Raw genomic sequence first — 16,327 nt, forward strand, 5'->3', positions numbered from 1 at the left:
CCGCTCACGGATCCTGGGCCGTCCGTGAGCGTGTCCCGATCATCCGATCAACGGTCAGAGAGCTCGGCGGGCTTCACCGATTCGGCGCCCTCCACCGCCCGGATCGCGGCGGCCAGCTCGACCACCCCGTCCCCCCGCAGCACCCCGTAGTGGTCGCCCGCCAGGTCGACCACGGTGGGCGGGGCGGCCGAGTAGCCGGTGCTGCCCTCGATGAAGGAGTAGTCGTCGCCCGTGGCCTTGAAGAGCGTCACCGGCGCCTCCAGCCGCCGTTCCGCGAGTTCACGGAAGCTGTACTCGAACTCGTAGGTCTCACCGACGATCCCGGTGATCCGCCGGATCAGCTCCTGGTCCAGGTCCGGGAACATCCGGTGCACGGAGGCGACGAAGGTCGGCTCGTCCACCGTCTCGGCCAGGCAGCGCTCCAGCTCCGGGCCGCTGATCCGACCGGTGAACACCCCGAACAGGATGGTCAGGTACGCCGGGTCGGCGTACGAGGCCTCGCGGCCCCGCCGCCCGCCGGCGGCCCCGCCCACCTTCGGGTTGCCGGGGCAGATGAGCAGCAGGCGCTCCACCCGCTGCCCGTCCTGCTCCAGCTGCCAGGCCGCCTCGAAGGCGACCCGGGCGCCGAAGGAGAAGCCCCACAGCGTGTACGGCCCCCGCGGCTGCACCCGGCGCAGCTCGGCGATGTCGGCGGCGGCCGTCTCCCGGATGGTCGGGTACGGCGTCTCGCCCGGATTGATGCCGTGCGCCTGGACGCCGTAGAAGGCCCGGCCCGCGCTCGCCTCCCGGCCGAGCGGCCGCAGGTTCATCGGGTAGCCGCCGAGGCCGGGCCAGCAGAACACCGCCCGGTCGGCGTCCCCCGGGTGCAGCCGGATCAGCCGCGAGGCCGCGAGGCCGTCGGCGCCGCCGCCGTCACCGCCCCGGCCGCACGCCCGCTCGACGCGCGCGGCCAGATCGCCCAGCCGGGGGCACTCGAACAGCACCTGGAGCGGCAGCGCGACGCCGTACTCGCGGTTGATCCGGTGCACCAGGGCGACGGCGATCAGCGAGTTCCCGCCGACGGCGAAGAAGTCGTCCGTCACCGACACCTCCTCGTAGTTCAGCGCCCGCCCCCAGGCCCCGGCCAGCCACCGCTCGTACCCGGTGGCGGGGGCGACGTACTCGCCGCGCACCCCGGCCGTGCGGACGGCCTCGGAGGCGGCCAGCGCCCTGAGGTCCACCTTGCCGTTCGCGGTGAGCGGCAGGGCGTCCATCACCAGCACCCGGTTGGGCAGCATGTAGTCGGGCAGCAGGGTGGCCAGTTCGTCCTTGATGATCTCGGCCGGGCCCTTCATGTGGACGGTGTCCTCGTACATGCCCTCGCTGCGGATCTGCTCCTCGCTCACCCTGCCGCCGAGGAAGAAGTACGAGGGGCCCGGGGAGATGCCGCGGCCCGCCAGGATCTCGTCGATGCGGCGCGAAGCGGGCAGCGGGTGGCCGGACTTGGAGCTGTAGCCGGAGGACATGAACCCCAGGGCCAGGCCGTTGCGCTGGAGGCGGTGCAGCACCGCGCCGAGCTCGATGTACTCCAGCCACTCCTGCTCGGCGCGGCCGACGGCCGTGATGCCGAACGCGGCCCGGGCGTAGACGGCCTGGTTGATCGCGATCACGTGCCGGGGCTCGACCACCTCGTCCGAGACGTGCGTCAACTCGCCGTCGGCGTACCGGTAGAGGCCTCCCGGCAGGCCGTCCACCCGGCCCTGGTGGGCCTGGACGTACAGCTCGGTGGTGTCGGGCCGCACCGGGCCGCCGCCCCGGACCACCGCGAAGGCGCCCAGGTAGTGGTCCTCCTCGGCGACGTCCAGCCGGCCCTTGACCGCCGGGTCGAGGCCGACCGGGCGCACGTCCAGCCCGTACGCGGGCAGCACCTCCGCCAGGACGCCCAGCATGTGGCCGGTCTCGAACTCCAGCACCTCGCGGATGTTGTTCCGGTAGACCGGTTCGATCGCGCCGTGCTTCCCGGAGAAGTGCAGCGTCAGGTGGGACCCGTGCCCCGCCGGGCCGGGCTCGGCGGGCCCGATCCGGACCAACGCGTGCTCGACCGGGTGGTAGTAGTACAGCCCGGCCGCGAGCCCGTCCAGGCCGCCGGTCTCCAGGTACAGCTGGGTCGCGTACAGCGCGCCGGGCGAGGCGTAGGCGTACTTGGGCAGCAGCCGCTCCTCGCTGTGGAACTGGCCGAACCACCGGAGGACGCGGCCGAGTTCCGCCAGGCCCAGCCGCTCCGGACCGCGGCCGTGCGGGACGGCCGGGCGCGCGGCGAGCAGGGCCGTGAGGTCGTCCCGGGTGACGGCTCCGCCGTCGTAGAACCGGTAGGTCTTGCGGGCGAAGACCGCCCGGCGCTGGTCCTCGGTCTCCTCCCGGCCGGGCAGCTCGATTCGCTCGCGGCCCGCCAGCCCTTCCCGGTCGCGCAGGCCCGGGTCGGACAGCTGGGCCTTGACCTGGAGCTTGCTGGCCTTGGACTGGTGGTGGCCGCCGTGGCTGCCCTGGTCCATCAGGGCGGCTTCGCGCGGGTTGAGTTCGACGCAGGCGACCAGGTCGGGGTGCCCGGTGCGGTCGTCCCCGGTGACGACCGCCGCCGAGCGGCGCACCCAGGTGTGCTCCTCGATCGCGCGGGCGATCTCGTCCAGCTCGATCCGGTACCCGCGCAGCTTGACCTGGTTGTCCACCCGGCCGGCGAACTGCAGGGTGCCGTCCGGGTTCCACTGCACGAGGTCGCCGGTGCGGTACAGCCGCTCGTCGGCGGCGAACGGGGAGCGGACGAACCGCTCCGCGGTCAGCTCCGGCCGGTTCAGGTAGCCGCGGGCCAGCTGGACACCGCCGATGTACAGCTCGCCCACGCCGTCGGCGGCGACCGGCGCCAGTTCCTCGTCGAGGACGTAGCACCGGGTGTCGGCCACCGGCCGGCCGATCGGCACCGAGCCGGCGCCGTCCGCCGGATCGGTCGGGTCGACCCGGTGGGAGGTGGCGTTGATGGTGCACTCGGTCGGGCCGTACAGGTTGACCAGCGCGGCCTGCGGCAGGGCCAGGAGCAGGTCGCGGGCGAGGCGCCGGGAGAGCGCCTCGCCGCCGGAGAACACGCTGGTCAGGCCGGTGCAGCCGGCGAGGCGCTCGGTGTCCAGCAGCGCCCGGAGCAGGGTGGGCACGCACTGGAGCGCGGTCACCCCGTGCCGGCGGACGGCGTCGACCAGCGCCTCCGGGTCTCGGTGGAGACCGGGCGTGCCGGCCGCCACCCGGGCCCCGACGGCCGGGGCGAGGATCTCCCACTGCGCGGCGTCGAAGCTCATCGGGGTCTTCTGGAGCACGGTGACCTCGGGGCCGAGGTGCCCGGCGGAGCGCATCCAGCGCAGCTGGGAGACCACCGAGCGGTGCTCGATCATCACGCCCTTGGGCCGGCCGGTGCTGCCCGAGGTGTAGATCACGTAGGCCAGCGACTCCGGCTCGGCGTCCTCGGCCTCCGCGGTGGCTTCGGCGACTTCGGCGGCCGCGGAAGTGTCGAAGGTGACGACCGCGGTCCCGGCCGGGACCAGCCCGGACAGCCGCTCGCGCAGGTGGGCCTGGGTGAGCACGATCCGGGTGCCGCTGTCCTCGATCATGTAGCGGAGCCGGTCCTCGGGGTACTCGGGGGACAGCGGCAGGTAACCGGCCCCGGCGTACAGCACGCCCCAGGCCCCGACGACCAGCTCGACGGACGGCTCGGCGTACAGGCCGACGCAGCCGTCCGGGCCGGCGCCCAGGCGGCGCAGCCGCGCGGCCAGCCCGCGGGCGGTGGCGGACAGCTCCCGGAAGGTGAGGCCGCCGCCCTCGCCGAGCACGGCGGGCGAGCCGGGCCGCAGGCCCACCTGCCGGTCGAGCAGCCCGGTGAGCGCCGTGCCGGCCGGAGCACGGCGGGCGTGCGGGACGGCGGGGGTGTCGGTGGTGGCGGTGGCGGCGGTGGCGGCGGTGGCGGCGGTGGTGTCGGTGGAGGGATCGGCGACGGGGGCGGCGGAGGTGTCGGTATCGGTGGCGCGGACGGACGGGGTGTTGCGCATGGGAACGGCTTTCGGTGCGTGGACGTACGGGCCCGGCCTCCTGCTCACCAGGAGCACCGGAACGCCACCCACCGTCGGCCGCCCGCCGTCCCACCCGCATGAGGCACCGGTCGGGACCTGCGCCGATGCCGTCCCGGTCGGCCGGACCACCGTCCCGGCCCCGGGGGCCGTTTTGTCCCACCCCGCCCGATCTCGTCCCGGGGCATTCGCCCGTTCACGATCACGTAACCGAGCGGAAGCGCACCGTCGGTAGCGTCGGCGGCATGAAGGCATCACGCACTCGCCCCGAACGGCTCTGGCACCGGCCCTTCCGCAGGTCCGACCGCAGGTGCGCGGCGCCCGAGGGCCAGGCCACCCGGCTGCCCGCGCTCACCGGCGGCCCGCACCGGACGGCGCGGCCGCACCCGCCGGCGAACGGTGCCGCCGGCCGGGCGCCGGACGCCCCGTCCCGGCTGTCCCTGCCGGACGGGACCGCGCTGCTGCTGCGCCCGGCCGGGCCGGAGGACCGGGCGGCGGCGCTGGCGATGCACGGCCGCTGCTCCCCCGCCGCGCTGCGGTTGCGCTACCACGGTCCGGTCCGCGACGCCGGCCGCTACCTGGAGCACCTGCTGGACGCGCGGCACGGCCGCAGCTACGCGGTGACCGCCCCGGACGGGCGGATCGTCGCGCTCGGGCACCTGATGTGGGACGAGGGCGAGGCCGAGCTGGCCGTCCTGGTCGAGGACGCCTGGCAGCGGCGGGGGCTGGGCCTGGCGCTGCTGCGGCGGCTTTCGGCGGCGGCCCTGGCGGCCGGCGTCCGGACGGTGTACGCGGTGACCCAGGGGAGCAACACCGGGCTGATCGCCGCGCTGCGGCGGCTGGGCGCACCGCTGGACTTCCGGGCCGAGGACGGCACCCTGGTGATCACCGCCACGTTGGCCGCCGGGGATCCGGCCGACTGCGTCCACCATCCGGGACGCTGATCATTTCTTCACCAGATCCTTACCCGGGCAGGTCGGGAACCCGGCGGTGGTCGTGGAGCGTCCTCAAGCAGTAAGGCGCTGCTCCGTACACCGTCCTCCCCGAGGCGCCGTCAGCCGTGCTCGCGGACGCGTCGCAGCAGGCGGCACGGGGTCCGGATCGTCCGGCCGGGCGACGGAGTCGGTAGGCTGACCCCCGTCCCCGCCGCCCGACGGCCCGTTATCCGGCCACGGGTGGTGCCGCAGCAAGGAGGAACCACTGAGCATGGCAGGCACCGAATCGGAGCCCACAGGCGCACGCGACGCCTCGCTGCCGGCCCGCGCCAAGATCGCGGTCACCGCCGGCCGGGTCGCCGCCGCCGTGTCGCGCAAGGCCGGGCGCGGGAGCGGCTCGGTGATCGGCGGCAAGGTCGCCCTCAAGCTCGACCCCGACCTGCTCGCCACCCTCGCCGACCACCTCGACGTCGTCCTGGTCAGCGCGACCAACGGCAAGACCACCACCACCCGCCTGATCGCCGAGGCGCTGCGCGCCGCCGGCCCGGTGGTCTCCAACGCCCTGGGCGCCAACATGCCGGCCGGCATCACCTCCGCCCTGGCCGGCGGCACGGACGCCCGCTTCGGCGTGATCGAGGTGGACGAGAAGTACCTGGCGACGGTCGCCCGCGACACCCGCCCCAAGGCGATCGCCCTGCTCAACCTCTCCCGCGACCAGCTCGACCGCGCCGCCGAGACCCGGATGATGGCCGAGAAGTGGCGCGAGGGCCTGCAGAACACCGAGGCCGTGGTCATCGCCAACGCCGACGACCCGCTGGTGACCTGGGCCGCCTCCTCCTGCAAGAAGGTGGTCTGGGTGGCCGCCGGACAGGCCTGGAAGGAGGACGCCTGGTCCTGCCCCGCCTGCGGCGGTGTGATGCAGCGCCCCGGAGACGACTGGTTCTGCCAGGACTGCGGCTTCCGCCGGCCCAACCCGCACTGGGCGCTCCAGGGCACCCACGTGATCGACCCGCAGCGCGGCGCCTGGCCGATCCAGCTCCAGCTGCCGGGCCGGGCCAACCTGGCCAACGCCACCAGCTCGGCCGCCGTGGCCGCCGTGTTCGGCGTCGCCCCGCAGGTCGCCCTGGAGCGGATGCGCTCGGTGGCCGCCGTGGCCGGCCGCTACGACGTGGTCCAGTACCAGGGCCGCGACATCCGCCTGCTGCTGGCCAAGAACCCGGCCGGCTGGCTGGAGACCTTCTCGCTGATCGACGGCCCGCCCGCCCCGGTGATCCTCTCCGTCAACGCCCTCGACGCCGACGGCACCGACACCTCCTGGCTGTGGGACGTCGACTACGAGCGCCTCGCCGGGCACCCGGTCTTCGTGATGGGCCAGCGCAAGCTGGACCTGGCCGTCCGCCTGGAGGTCGCCGGACTCCAGTTCCACGTGGTCGACACGCTGGAGCAGGCCGTGCGGATGGCCCCGCCCGGCCGGATCGAGGCCATCGCCAACTACACCGCCTTCCAGCAGCTGCGGAAGGTCGTGGCCGGCTGATGCCGCGCCCGCACACCAGTCTTTACGTGACGGAAGGCCTTCGAGGATGAGTGAGAGCAGCCTGCGCGTGGTCTGGGTCTACCCGGACCTGCTCAGCACCTACGGCGACCGGGGCAACGCCCTGGTCGTGGAGCGCCGGGCCCGCCAGCGCCACCTCAACGTGACCCGGATCGACGTCCGCTCCGACCAGGCGATCCCCACCAGCGGTGACATCTACCTGATCGGCGGCGGCGAGGACCGCCCGCAGCGCCTGGCCGCCGAGCGGCTGCGCGCCGACACCGGTCTGGTCCGGGCCTCCGAGAACGGCGCGATCATCTTCGGCGTCTGCGCCGGCTTCCAGATCATGGGCCACGAGTTCATCAACGACCTCGGCGAGCGGGAGCCGGGTCTGGGCCTGCTCGACGTCTGGACCACCCGCGGCGAGGGCGCCCGGTGCGTCGGCGACGTGCTCGCCGACGTCGACCCCCGGCTCGGCCTGCCGCAGCTGACGGGCTTCGAGAACCACCAGGGCGTCACCCACCTCGGCCAGGGCGTGCAGCCCTTCGCCAACGTCTCCGTCGGCCGGGGCAACGGCACCGGCGACGGCACCGAGGGCGCCTGGCGGGACACGGTGTTCGGCACCTACCTGCACGGCCCGGTGCTGGCCCGCAACCCCGCCGTGGCCGACATGCTGCTCAAGCTGGCGCTGGACGTCAACGCCCTGCCGCCGGCCGACACCACCTGGTACGACGCGCTGCGCGCCGAGCGCATCGCGGCCGCGACGCGCCCCCAGTAGTACATCCGTACGCCCCCGGCCGGGTGCCCGCCATGCGGTCACCCGGTCCGCGGGCGGCCCCGGACGTACCACAATGGGGCTGCCTACTGCACACCCTCCTCGGCAGCAGGCTGCAATTCCGCGCGGGGGCGCCGACGGCGCCGCTCCCGCGTCGGCTCCTGCCCGGCCGGACCAGGGGCCGTATGCTCGACTTCACGGCCGTTTTCGGGCGTTCTGTCCGGATCGGCCGGCCATTCACCCCTCGGCCACCTCCCCGCCACCACGGCGCGGGAGCGCCCCGTTACGGTGACGGCTCGTCGTCCCAGCCTGTAGTCCGGCCGTTCCTCGGTTCTGCTCGGGAGTTGCAAAGCTAATGCGTATTGGAGTGCTGACCAGCGGCGGTGACTGCCCCGGCCTGAACGCGGTGATCCGCTCCGTGGTCCACCGGGGGGTGGTCGACCACGGCGACGAGATCATCGGGTTCGAGGACGGGTGGCGCGGATTCCTGGAGGGCCACCACCGCCCCCTGACCCTGGACTCGGTGAGCGGCATCCTGGCCCAGGGCGGCACCATCCTCGGTTCCTCCCGGGTCCAGCCCAGCCACCTGCGGGACGGCGTCGAGCGGGCCAAGAAGTACTGCTCCGACCTCGGCCTGGACGCGGTCATCCCGATCGGCGGCGAGGGCACCCTGAAGGCCGCCAAGCTGATGAGCGACGCGGGACTGCCGATCGTCGGCGTGCCGAAGACCATCGACAACGACATCGCCGCCACCGACGTGACCTTCGGCTTCGACACCGCCGTCTCGGTCGCCACCGAGGCGCTGGACCGGCTGAAGACCACCGCCGAGTCCCACCAGCGGGTCATGGTCGTCGAGGTCATGGGCCGGCACACCGGCTGGATCGCGCTGAACGCGGGCATGGCGGCCGGCGCGCACGCCATCGTCGTCCCGGAGCGCCCGTTCCACATCGACAAGCTCACCGAGGTCGTCCGCGAGCGCTTCGACCGCCAGAAGAAGTTCGCCATCGTGGTCTGCGCCGAGGGTGCCAAGCCCGAGCCCGGCACCATGCACTGGGAGGAGGGCACCAAGGACATCTACGGCCACGAGCGGTTCACCGGCATCGCCACCCAGCTCTCCCGCGAACTGGAGCACCGCCTCGGCAAGGAGGCCCGCCCGGTGATCCTCGGCCACACCCAGCGCGGCGGCACCCCGACCGCCTACGACCGGGTGCTCGCCACCCGCTTCGGCTGGCACGCCGTCGAGGCCGTCCACAAGGGCGCCTTCGGGCACATCACCGCGCTGCAGGGCACCAACATCAACCTGGTGCCGCTGGCCGAGGCCGTCGCCGAGCTGAAGACCGTCCCGCAGGAGCGCTACCTGGAGGCCGAGACGGTCATCTGACCGCCCCCGCCCTCCCCGAGGGCCCCGGACCGCGCCACGCCGTCCGGGGCCCTCGCGTCCACCGCCTCCGGTGGGCGCCGCCCCGCCCCGCCCGTTAGCGTGTCCGGCATGGAGATCCTCGCGTACGGAGTGCAGGCCGACGAGCGCCCGCTGCTGGAGGAGGCCTTCGCCGGCCGGCACAAGCTGCGCTGCCTCGACGTGTTCCTCAACCGCGACACCGCCCCGCTCGCCGCCGGCTACCCGGCCGTCAGCAGCAGCGTCAACGCCGTCCTCGACGCCGAGACCCTCGCCGTCCTCGCCGCCGGCGGCACCGGGCTGATCGCCCAGCGCTCCACCGGCTTCAACAACATCGACCTCGACGCCGCCGCCGACCTCGGCCTCACCGTCGCCCGCGTCTCCCACTACAGCCCGTACGCCGTCGCCGAGCACGCCTGGACGCTGGCACTGGCCGTCAACCGGCGCCTCACCCGGGCCGCCAACCGATCCCGCGAGTTCGACTTCCGCCTCGACGGCCTCCTCGGCCGCGACATCCACGGCATGACCGTCGGCGTCATCGGCACCGGCAAGATCGGCGAGTGCTTCGCCCGCATCGCCGCCGGCTTCGGCACCGAACTCCTCGGCTGGGACATCGCACAGAACCCCGCCTGCCTCGACCTCGGCATGCACTACACCGAACTGCCCGAACTCCTCACCCGCGCCGACCTGGTGAGCCTCCACGTCCCCCTGCTGCCCGCCACCCACCACCTGATCGACGACGGCGCCCTCGCCCGGATGAAGGACGACGCCATCCTCATCAACTCCAGCCGCGGCGGCCTCGTCGACAGCGCCGCCCTCGTCGAGACCCTGCGCGCCGGACGCCTCTCCGGCGTCGGCCTCGACGTCTACGAGGAGGAGACCGGCGTCTTCTTCACCGACCGCTCCATCCACGGCATCACCGACGACACCCTCGCCCGCCTCGTCACCTTCCCCCAGGTCCTCGTCACCAGCCACCAGGCCTACTTCACCCGCACCGCCGTCGGCCAGATCATCGACGCCACCGCCCGCAACATCGACGACCACGCCGCCGGCCGCACCAACGAGAACACCCTCGTCCCCAAGCGCTGACCCCGGGGCCTCCGCGCACGGGGGTGCGGCCGGCCGGGCCGGTCGGCCGCACCCCCGTCCGGGGCTACAGGGTGCTGGTGAGGCGGTCGGTCAGCAGCCGGGTGAAGCGCGCCGGGTCGGGCAGGTCGCCGCCTTCGGCGAGCAGGGCGCTGCCGTGGAGGAGTTCGGCGGTGTCGGCGAGCGCCGGGTCCTCGGCGTTCGCCCCGTGCGCCTGGCGCAGCGCGATGACGAGGGGGTGGGTGGGGTTGAGTTCGAGGATGCGCTTGACGGCCGGGAGTTCCTGGCCCATCGCCCGGTACATCTTCTCCAGGGTGGGGGTCAGGTCGTGGGCGTCGCCGACCAGGCACGCGGCGGAGGTGGTCAGGCGGGTGGAGAGGCGCACCTGCTTGACGTGGTCGGCCAGGGTGCCCTGGAGCCAGTCGAGGAGGGCGGCGAAGTCCTGTTCGCGCTGGGCCTTCTCGGTCTTCGCCTCGTCGCCGCCGTCACCGTCGGCGTCGCCGTCGAGGTCGACCTGGCCCTTGGCGATGGACTGGAAGCGGTGGCCGTCGAAGGCGGGGATCTGGTCGGTCCAGACCTCGTCGACGGGGTCGGTGAGGATCAGGACCTCGTAGCCCTTGGCGGTGAAGGCCTCCATGTGCGGGGAGTTCTCCACCATGGCCCGGTTCTCGCCGGTCAGGTAGTAGATGGTGTCCTGACCGTCCTTCATCCGCGACACGTACTCGCGCAGCGTGGTCGTCTTCTCCGGGTCGTCGGTCGAGGCGGCGCGGACCAGCTCCAGCAGCGCGTCGGTGTTGTCGCGGTCCTCGAGCAGGCCCTCCTTGAGGACCCGGCCGAACTGCTCCCACAGCGCGGTGTAGGCCTCGGGCCTGTCGGCCTGCGTGCTCTTGAGCGCGCCGAGGACCTTCTTGACGAGGCGCCGGCGGACGGCGGTGATCTGGCGGTCGTGCTGCAGGATCTCGCGGGAGACGTTCAGCGACAGGTCGTGGGCGTCCACGACGCCCTTGACGAAGCGCAGGTAGTTCGGCATCAGCGCGTCGCAGTCGTCCATGATGAACACGCGCTTGACGTACAGCTGCACGCCCCGCTTGGTGTCACGGGAGAACAGGTCGAACGGGGCGTGGGCGGGGATGAACAGCAGCGCCTCGTACTCGAACGTGCCCTCGGCGCGCATGTGGATCGTCTCGGCCGGGGCCTGCCAGTCATGGCTGATCTGCTGGTAGAAGTCGCTGTACTCGGCCTCGGTCACCTCGCTGCGCGGGCGGGCCCACAGCGCCTTCATCGAGTTCAGCGTCTCCAGCTCGCCCGCGGCTTCGTCCGCGCTGCCGGACTCGGGGCCGGACTCCGCGCCGGGTTCGGCGGGCGCGGCGGGCGCGGCGGGCGCCACGGATTCGGCGGCCATCCGGATGGGCCAGCGGATGAAGTCCGAGTACTGCTTGACGATCTGACGGATCTTCCACCCGGCCAGGTAGTCGCCCAGACCGTCCTCGCCGTCGACGGGCTTGAGGTGCAGGGTGACCGACGTGCCCACCGGAAGGTCATCGGCCTCCGCGATCGTGTAGCTGCCCTCGCCGTCGGACTCCCACGCGGTGCCCTGCTCGGTGCCGGCCCGGCGGGTGTGCAGGGTGACCTTGTCCGCGACCATGAACGCCGAGTAGAAGCCCACGCCGAACTGGCCGATCAGGCTCTGCGCCGCCTCCGCGTCCTTGGCCTCCTTGATCTTGGCCAGCAGGCTCGCGGTACCGGACTTGGCGATGGTGCCGATCAGGTCGACGACATCGTCGCGGGTCATGCCGACGCCGTTGTCCCGCACCGTCAGGGTGCGGGCGTCCCGGTCGACGTCCAGCCTGATGTGCAGGTCGGAGGTGTCGACGGCGAGACCGGTGTCGGTGAGGGACTCCAGGCGGAGCTTGTCGAGCGCATCGGAGGCGTTGGAGATCAGCTCGCGCAGGAAGATGTCCTTGTTCGAGTAGATCGAGTGGATCACCAGCTGCAGCAGCTGACGGGTCTCCGCCTGGAACTCCAGCGTCTGGGTCGGGCTGGCCACGACAGGATTCTCCTTCGAGAGGCAGTAGGGGGTTCGGATCGGGTCAGGCCACCGGAGCCGGTCGACGTGCTGCGGCCGGCCCCGGGGACGTTCTCATGCGACGGAGGGGGCCGGTGGGAGTGCCCGGCACGGCAGCGACGGCCGGGAACGAGGCCGGGCCCACCCCGGCCGGGCCGGCGGCCCGCTCACCCATGCCGTCACCTCCGCTGACCGGACACCTGTCGTCGTTCGGGTGACATGGTATCGCGGGCCCCCCGAGGGCAGGCGCTGCCGCCGCGGCCGCCCCCGACGTGCTCCGCCCGCCGCACCGGGAGTCGAATCGGTGAGCGAAGTCGCCTCCCGGAAGCGGGAGTTCCGGCAATAAACCACTGGCCGAGCGCGCCACCCCGGGAGACGCTGAGCGCCATGACAACAACCTTGATCACGGGCGCCAACAAGGGCCTCGGCCACGAGACCGCCCGCCGCCTGATCGCCGAGGGCCACACCGTCTACCTGGGAGCGCGCGACACCGGCCGGGGATCCGCGGCCGCGGCCGCGCTCGGCGCCCGGTTCGTACAGCTCGACGTCACCGAGGACGCCTCCGTCGCCGCCGCGGTGGCCACCATCGAGGCCGAGGGCGGTCTGGACGTCCTGGTCAACAACGCCGGCATCGAGGTGCGGTCGCCGGAGGACGAGATCATCGGTGCCGCGGAGCTGACCGCCGACGTGCTGCGGGAGGTGTTCGAGACCAACGTGTTCGGCCTGGTCCGGGTGACCCACGCCTTCCTGCCCCTGCTGGAGCGCTCCCCCGCCCCGGTCGTCGTCAACGTCAGCAGCAGCCTGGCCTCGCTGGCCATGGGCGGCAAGGGATACCCGGGGGCCGCCTACCCGACCTCCAAGACCGCGGTCAACATGCTCACCGTCCAGTTCGCCAAGGCGTTCCCGCTGATGCGGATCAACGCCGTGGAACCCGGATACACCGCGACCGATCTGAACGGGCACCAGGGCGCGCAGACCGTCGAGCAGGGCGCCGAGATCATCGTCCGGATGGCCGGGATCGGACCGGACGGCCCGACCGGCGGCTACTTCGACGCGGCGGGCAGTCTGCCCTGGTAGTCCCCCGGTCCGGCCCCGCAGTCGGCACCGGTGTCCCGGTCACCGCGGCGGCCGCCGCTGGACGGACGCGCCTGGAACCACGCCGCCGCTGGACGGTTTGCACGTCTGGACCGGCGCGCGGGCGGGCATCCCACCATCACCCCGCCGATGGGCCCGGCTGAGACTCCCCCACGAGTTCAACCGGGCCTCCGGCCGGCGGCCGGGCCCGGGCGCGGCTCCCCCCACGGAGCGGCAACCGGGCCCACACGGTGTTCAACCAGCGACACGCAGCGTACATGCCACATCCACCCAGCGCTACCTCCCGGGGGAACCGCCGTCCGCGACAACGGTCCCGGCGGCCCCACGACCCTGGGGGCCGTCCCGGCCGAGCAGCTCCCGGTACCAGGGGGCGGCCTCCGGGAGGCGGGCCAGCGGACCGGGGCCCGGCGGGCAGTCCGCGAGCCCCCAGATCCGCTCGCTGCGGTACCAGTGATCGCGGGCGACCAGGCCGAACTGCCGCTCGGAGACCCGGCCGGGCACTGCGGCCAGCAGCCGGCGGCACTCCTCCCAGGGAACCGCCGGACCTTCCGGGACGGACAGCAGGCCGAGATCGGCCAGGGCGGCCAGCAGGTCCCCGCAGCGAACCGGTTCGGGGTGGGAGGCGTGGTGGACGCCCCGCGGGGCGACCCGGCCGTCCAGCGCGAGCGCGGTGATCAGCCGGGCCAGGTCGGTGCGGTCCACCATCGAGAGCCGGGCGTCGCCGCCCTCCCAGCGGACCGGCACCCGGCGGACCAGCTCGGCCACCGCGGGCACCACCCAGCGGTCGCCGGTTCCGGTCACCAGCCCGGGGCGCAGCACGCAGCCGCCGGCCGCCAGCGCGTGGCGCTCGCCGAGCAGCCGGGTGCGGCTGGCCTCGGACACCGGGGCGGGCGGCACCTCGTCCACCTCGATGCCCGCGTGGGGGCCCTCGCCGTGGACCGCCGCCGTGGAGAGGTGGACGATCCGCCGCACCCCGGCCCGGGTGGCCGCGGCCATCAGGGTGGCGGTGCCCCGGTCGTTCACCGTCTCGCACTCCTCGGCGCCACCGGCCACCCGGGAGGCGAGGTGCACCAGCGCCCCCGCGCCCGTACAGAGCTCCGTGAGCGCCTCCCGGTCGGCGAGGTCGCCCGCCACCCAGGCGGTGCCCGGCGCGGCCTCCTGCGGCGGTTTGCGGGCCAGCGCGCGTACCCGGACGCCGCGCGCCACCAGGGCCGCCAGCACGCCCGAGCCGATGAATCCGGTCGCCCCGGTCAGTGCGACCACGGGGCGCGCCCCGGGCGCGGGTTCCGCCGCCATCTCCGAGCCTCCCTGCCGACCGGTCGGTCAGTCTAGCCAGCACGAGCCAGGCGGGGAGACACCCGCACGGAGGGGGTGGGGGGTGGCCCGAGGTAAGGCCCGCCTAGGCTGTATGCCAAGCGAAAAGGGGCGAACCGGACCCGCACCGGGGACCACGAGGACGGAAAGCAGGACCCGCCGATGGGCGACGGAATGTCAGGAATGCACCACCACGGCGGGATGACCCAGCTAGGCCCGTTCACCTTGTCGAACGTCTGGACCTGGTCCCCCGACTGGGTGTTCCTGCTCGGCGGGCTGGTCGTCCTGGGGCTCTACGCGGCGGGCGTGGTGCGGCTGTACCGGCGCGGCGACCGCTGGCCGATCGGCCGGATGGTCGGCTGGGCGTCGGGTGTCGCCAGCATGCTGCTGGTCACCTGCAGCGGGCTGAACGACTACGGCATGGCGCTGTTCAGCGCGCACATGATCCAGCACATGGTGCTCTCGATGCTGACGCCGATCCTGCTGCTGCTCGGCGCCCCGATCACGCTGGCGCTGCGGGCGCTGCGCCCGGCCGGCAAGGGCCGTCCGCGCGGGCCGCGCGAGCTGCTGGTGGCGCTGCTGCACAGCCGGTACGTCCGGATCATCTCGCACCCGGCGTTCACCATCCCGATGTTCATCGCGAGCCTGTACGGGGTCTACTTCACCCCGCTGTTCGACTTCCTGATGCAGTACCGCCTCGGGCACATCTTCATGATGGTGCACTTCCTGCTCACCGGTCTGGCCTTCTTCTGGCCGATCATGGGCGTGGACCCGGGCCCGCACCGGCCCGGCCACGTGATGCGGATCATCGAGCTCTTCATGGGAATGCCGTTCCACGCCTTCTTCGGTGTGGCGGTGATGATGGCCGGCCACCCGCTGGTCACGACCTTCACCGTGGAGGGCGCACCACCGGGGACGAACCTGCTGGAGGACCAGAAGCTGGCCGGGGGCATCACCTGGGCGTTCGGCGAGATCCCGACGGCGATCGTGCTGATCGCGCTGGTCTACCAGTGGATGGGCTCCGAGCAGCGGCAGGCCCGCCGCCGCGACCGCTCCGAGGAGCGCACCGGCGACGCCGAGCTGGAGGCGTACAACGCCTACCTGGCCTCGCTGCACAAGCGCGACCAGCGCGCGGGCGCGGCTCCGGCCGCCCCGGCCGCGCCGATCAGCGGCGCCCCGGCGGCCGAGGCCGGCTGAGGCCGCGGCCACCGCGGAACCCCTGTTCCCGGGAACCCCCGTTCCGGTTCCGGAACGGGGGTTCCGCCGTTTCCGGCCGCCCGTCGACGGCCCGCCGCCCCGTCGCGGCCCGCCCCTGCCCGGCCCGGCCCCGGAACGCCGGTTCCACCGGAGGCCGGAACGGTCGTTCCGCCGGATGCGTTCGAACGGATATGCACGTCCTGCTCATCGTCGCCGTCCTGCTCTGCGGGTCCGTCCTGCTCTGGCTGCTCGGCTTCCTCGGCCTGGCGCTGTACCACCACCGCAGTCGGCCCGCGCCGGCCGACTCCGACTACCTGGTGGTCCTGGGCGCCGCGCTGGACGGCTGTGAGCCCGCTCCCCCGCTGGCGGCCCGCCTGGACGCCGCGCTGGAGCGTTTCGCCGCCGAGGAGGCCGCCGGGTACGCCCCGCTGGTCCTGGTGACCGGCGGAAAGGGCCCGCACGAGGAGTGCACCGAGGCCGCCGCGATGGCCCGCTACCTGGTCGACCGGGGCGTTCCGGCCGAGCGGATCCGACGCGAGGAGCGGGCCGTGAACACCGCCGAGAACCTGCGCTTCAGCGCCGCCCTGATGGCCGCCGAGCGCCCCGGCTACCGCTGCACGGTGGTCACCAACGGCTTCCACACCGTCCGCTCCGCCCTGGCCGCCCGCCGGGCCGGCGCCCCCGCCGCCGTGCTCGGCGCGGACGGCCCGCTGGCCCACGGCCCGTACCTCCTGCTGCGCGAGGCCGTCGGCACCGCCCTCGCCCTGCTCGGCCGCGCCTGAGCGCCCGGACCTCAGGATCCGGGCCGGGCAGGATCCGCACGCCGGGCGGGATCCGGGCCCGGGCAG

At 73.5% G+C, this 16,327-nt stretch carries 11 protein-coding genes; 8 read left to right on the forward strand and 3 right to left on the reverse strand.

The features are described from left to right. Window positions 1-47 precede the first annotated feature (47 nt). On the reverse strand, window positions 48-4,067 hold the full coding sequence (locus ACWD4P_RS04190) for an amino acid adenylation domain-containing protein (RefSeq protein WP_449778497.1): 4,020 nt from the start codon (window positions 4,065-4,067) through the stop codon (window positions 48-50). A 263-nt stretch (window positions 4,068-4,330) separates the two neighbouring features. Between ACWD4P_RS04190 and ACWD4P_RS04195 the strand changes: the two genes are divergently transcribed. The 5 genes from ACWD4P_RS04195 to ACWD4P_RS04215 all read left to right on the forward strand — a co-directional run bounded on the left by ACWD4P_RS04195 (window position 4,331) and on the right by ACWD4P_RS04215 (window position 9,811). Further along, window positions 4,331-5,029 carry a GNAT family N-acetyltransferase gene (locus ACWD4P_RS04195; RefSeq protein ID WP_449778498.1) on the forward strand — a complete coding sequence of 233 codons (699 nt, stop codon included), beginning with the start codon at window positions 4,331-4,333 and terminating at the stop codon, window positions 5,027-5,029. Between the two features lie 262 nt (window positions 5,030-5,291). Beyond that, the gene (locus ACWD4P_RS04200; protein WP_224281748.1) at window positions 5,292-6,554 is read left to right on the forward strand and encodes a MurT ligase domain-containing protein; all 1,263 of its coding nucleotides are present in this window, start codon (window positions 5,292-5,294) and stop codon (window positions 6,552-6,554) included. Window positions 6,555-6,600: 46 nt separating this feature from the next. Further along, window positions 6,601-7,329 (forward strand): type 1 glutamine amidotransferase, encoded by a 729-nt coding sequence (locus ACWD4P_RS04205; RefSeq protein ID WP_359817641.1) that lies wholly within the window; start codon window positions 6,601-6,603, stop codon window positions 7,327-7,329. 352 nt (window positions 7,330-7,681) lie between these two features. Further along, window positions 7,682-8,707: a 6-phosphofructokinase gene (locus ACWD4P_RS04210; protein ID WP_359817643.1), complete on the forward strand. Its 1,026-nt coding sequence runs from the start codon at window positions 7,682-7,684 to the stop codon at window positions 8,705-8,707. A 108-nt stretch (window positions 8,708-8,815) separates the two neighbouring features. Beyond that, window positions 8,816-9,811, forward strand: coding sequence for a 2-hydroxyacid dehydrogenase (locus ACWD4P_RS04215; protein ID WP_449778499.1), 996 nt, complete (start codon window positions 8,816-8,818; stop codon window positions 9,809-9,811). A 64-nt stretch (window positions 9,812-9,875) separates the two neighbouring features. Here the strand turns inward: ACWD4P_RS04215 and htpG are convergent, their stop codons facing one another. Then, a complete protein-coding gene (htpG, locus tag ACWD4P_RS04220; RefSeq protein ID WP_449778500.1) occupies window positions 9,876-11,855 on the reverse strand; it encodes a molecular chaperone HtpG in 1,980 nt (659 codons plus the stop codon). Between the two features lie 405 nt (window positions 11,856-12,260). Between htpG and ACWD4P_RS04225 the strand changes: the two genes are divergently transcribed. Then, on the forward strand, window positions 12,261-12,950 hold the full coding sequence (locus ACWD4P_RS04225; RefSeq protein WP_359817649.1) for an SDR family NAD(P)-dependent oxidoreductase: 690 nt from the start codon (window positions 12,261-12,263) through the stop codon (window positions 12,948-12,950). A gap of 294 nt (window positions 12,951-13,244) precedes the next feature. Here the strand turns inward: ACWD4P_RS04225 and ACWD4P_RS04230 are convergent, their stop codons facing one another. Beyond that, on the reverse strand, window positions 13,245-14,264 hold the full coding sequence (locus tag ACWD4P_RS04230; protein ID WP_449778501.1) for an NAD-dependent epimerase/dehydratase family protein: 1,020 nt from the start codon (window positions 14,262-14,264) through the stop codon (window positions 13,245-13,247). Between the two features lie 201 nt (window positions 14,265-14,465). On the opposite strand from ACWD4P_RS04230, the gene ACWD4P_RS04235 reads away from it, so the two are divergent. Then, window positions 14,466-15,479, forward strand: coding sequence for a cytochrome c oxidase assembly protein (locus ACWD4P_RS04235; RefSeq protein ID WP_449778502.1), 1,014 nt, complete (start codon window positions 14,466-14,468; stop codon window positions 15,477-15,479). Between the two features lie 191 nt (window positions 15,480-15,670). Further along, window positions 15,671-16,261 carry a YdcF family protein gene (locus ACWD4P_RS04240; protein WP_449778503.1) on the forward strand — a complete coding sequence of 197 codons (591 nt, stop codon included), beginning with the start codon at window positions 15,671-15,673 and terminating at the stop codon, window positions 16,259-16,261. Window positions 16,262-16,327 lie beyond the last annotated feature (66 nt).

This window comes from Kitasatospora sp. NPDC002543 (assembly GCF_053594915.1).

What these genes read in the sequence shown, in the direction of transcription:
- ACWD4P_RS04190 (WP_449778497.1), bottom strand. Translation starts at nt 4,067, where the DNA reads ATGCGCAACACCCCGTCCGTCCGCGCCACCGATACCGACACCTCCGCC.
- ACWD4P_RS04200 (WP_224281748.1), top strand. Translation starts at nt 5,292, where the DNA reads ATGGCAGGCACCGAATCGGAGCCCACAGGCGCACGCGACGCCTCGCTG.
- ACWD4P_RS04230 (WP_449778501.1), bottom strand. Translation starts at nt 14,264, where the DNA reads ATGGCGGCGGAACCCGCGCCCGGGGCGCGCCCCGTGGTCGCACTGACC.
- ACWD4P_RS04195 (WP_449778498.1), top strand. Translation starts at nt 4,331, where the DNA reads ATGAAGGCATCACGCACTCGCCCCGAACGGCTCTGGCACCGGCCCTTC.
- ACWD4P_RS04225 (WP_359817649.1), top strand. Translation starts at nt 12,261, where the DNA reads ATGACAACAACCTTGATCACGGGCGCCAACAAGGGCCTCGGCCACGAG.
- ACWD4P_RS04240 (WP_449778503.1), top strand. Translation starts at nt 15,671, where the DNA reads ATGCACGTCCTGCTCATCGTCGCCGTCCTGCTCTGCGGGTCCGTCCTG.
- ACWD4P_RS04205 (WP_359817641.1), top strand. Translation starts at nt 6,601, where the DNA reads ATGAGTGAGAGCAGCCTGCGCGTGGTCTGGGTCTACCCGGACCTGCTC.
- ACWD4P_RS04235 (WP_449778502.1), top strand. Translation starts at nt 14,466, where the DNA reads ATGCACCACCACGGCGGGATGACCCAGCTAGGCCCGTTCACCTTGTCG.
- ACWD4P_RS04215 (WP_449778499.1), top strand. Translation starts at nt 8,816, where the DNA reads ATGGAGATCCTCGCGTACGGAGTGCAGGCCGACGAGCGCCCGCTGCTG.
- ACWD4P_RS04210 (WP_359817643.1), top strand. Translation starts at nt 7,682, where the DNA reads ATGCGTATTGGAGTGCTGACCAGCGGCGGTGACTGCCCCGGCCTGAAC.